Below are 1640 nucleotides of genomic sequence, written 5' to 3' on the forward strand. Positions count from 1 at the left end.
AACAATTCTTTTAGTGCCGAATTCAGATATTGGCTTTATGCTGATTCCAGAGTCTTTTCTAATTTTTACGCCTGAAAGCCTTTCAATAGTTGCTATCAATTCTTGGGCAGAAGAAGAATCCCTCTGATATTCAATCCCAGCATATAAATCCTCTGTGTTTTCACGAACAATTACTAAATCTATATTTGTATATTTAGACTGAACGCCTGCATAGCTCTTGCAGGGCCTCAAACAGCAGTATAAATCAAGCTCTTTTCGCAATGCAACATTAACGCTCCTGAAACCAGAGCCAACAGGGGTTGTAATAGGGCCCTTTATGCCAACTTTATTCTTCTTTAAAGATTCCAAAACCCTCGCAGGAAGAGGATTACCCTCTTTTTTAAAAACATCAAGGCCTGCCTCCTGAATATCCCAATTGAACTCAACGCCAGTTGCCTCAAGAACCTTTTTTGTTGCCTCTGCAATCTCAGGCCCTGTTCCGTCACCTGGAATAAAGGTTACTGTATAACTCATTTGCAATCTCCTTATTAACACCCTCCCCTTTATCCCCTCCCATCAAGGGAGGGGAATTAGAGAAATTCCCCTCTCCCCTTGTGGGAGAGGGCCAGGGTGAGGGGTATCACTCTAATTTGAAATCGCCATGCTTTTTGATATGACTGCTAAGACCGCCATCGTTTAGTATATTCAGCATTGCTTTTGGCAAAGGACTGAAGGTAAGGGTCAGGTTCTTTGATTTGTTCAGAACAACCCCCTTTTCCAAATCAACCTCAAGGGTGTCGCCAACATCAATCTTGTCTGTATCGCATATCAAGACCGGCAGGCCGACATTTATGGCATTTCTAAAGAATATCCTTGCAAAGGACTTTGCAAGCACAGCGCTAACGCCTGCTATCTTTATTATCCTTGGCGCATGTTCCCTGCTTGAGCCAAGCCCAAAATTCCTGCCTGCAACAACAAAATCTCCCTTCTGCACCTTTTTGGGAAACTCTGCATCAGCATCCTCAAGAACATGCTTTGCCAATTCCTCTAAATTTGAACGTAGATGAAAAAGCCTTCCAGGCGCAATATGGTCTGTGCTTATATCATCCCCAAACTTCCAAGCCTTTCCTTCTAACTTCATCTTACGCTCCTGTCCCTCTACCCATCTAAGGGTAAAGGAAAAATTTTCGGTATTTCTGTAAACATTTTACTTTAAATCTTAAAAAAAATAAACCTGTTTTTACTTGCGAGGCTGCATTTTAAACATAAGATATTTCTTTTTCAACAATCCTTGACAGCAGGCAGAAAGTGTGATTGAAATTCAGTTGCTCTACTTCTTCATCACAACCCCTGCAATAAAATAGGTTAACGCAGCAAGTAGCAAAACAGAATTAAATCCAAAGGACATTGCAACGATTATTGCAAGGATGGAGCTTATGACTGATGCCACGCCATTGATGCACCATGCCCAGGGGATAATCTCCTTCTCCTTTTCACCCAACATCCTCATGCCGATTGGGAATGGCATGCCCATAAGAATTGCAATTGGGCATAATATTGTAAGTGTTATAAGGCCTCTTAAGATGAGACTACTGCCTAAAAAGAGATTGATAACATAGAGAAGGGTTATAGTCGTTATTGCAATGGCTATGGCAAGGGCA

3 protein-coding genes are annotated in these 1640 nt (G+C 41.6%); all 3 read right to left on the reverse strand.

Annotated elements, in window-relative coordinates; all coding sequences use genetic code 11:
• A partial coding sequence (locus tag HY987_RS01380) for an isocitrate/isopropylmalate family dehydrogenase (protein WP_292754758.1) occupies positions 1-513 on the reverse strand: 513 nt, incomplete at its 3' end.
• A gap of 106 nt (positions 514-619) precedes the next feature.
• Positions 620-1120, reverse strand: coding sequence for a 3-isopropylmalate dehydratase small subunit (locus HY987_RS01385; protein ID WP_292754761.1), 501 nt, complete (start codon positions 1118-1120; stop codon positions 620-622).
• 189 nt (positions 1121-1309) lie between these two features.
• The coding region (locus tag HY987_RS01390; protein WP_367146867.1) for a hypothetical protein at positions 1310-1640 on the reverse strand (331 nt) is incomplete at its 5' end.

Origin of the sequence: Methanobacterium sp. (genome assembly GCF_016217785.1) — an archaeon.
Taxonomy (GTDB): domain Archaea; phylum Methanobacteriota; class Methanobacteria; order Methanobacteriales; family Methanobacteriaceae; genus Methanobacterium.